The sequence below is a fragment of the Arthrobacter sp. SIMBA_036 genome (assembly GCF_046535135.1).
Classification (GTDB): Bacteria; Actinomycetota; Actinomycetes; order Actinomycetales; family Micrococcaceae; genus Arthrobacter.
Window position 1 is genome coordinate 1 of record NZ_JAWRXG010000485.1, and the last position, 233, is coordinate 233.

1 protein-coding gene is annotated in these 233 nt (G+C 57.5%); it reads right to left on the reverse strand.

Translation table 11 applies throughout. The features are described from left to right. The coding region (gene rplJ, locus SB659_RS20620; protein ID WP_410551791.1) for a 50S ribosomal protein L10 at positions 1–233 on the reverse strand (233 nt) is incomplete at both ends.

The following is a 233-nucleotide window of genomic DNA, read 5'->3' on the forward strand; positions in this document are numbered from 1 at the left end:
CGTCACCCTTGATGAAGGCGATTGCAGTAGGGCCGGAAATCTGCTCGTTTAATTCTTCAACTCCAGCTTCCTTGGCGGCAATGGCGCTGAGGTTGTTCTTGACGACCGAGAACTTGTTGTCCTGGCCGAGCGCAACACGCAGTTCCTTGAGCTGTGCAACAGGGGGCCCGCGGTATTCGGTCAGGACAGCCGCGTTCGATTCCGGGAAATCGGTGGTGCTCTCTGCAACTGCG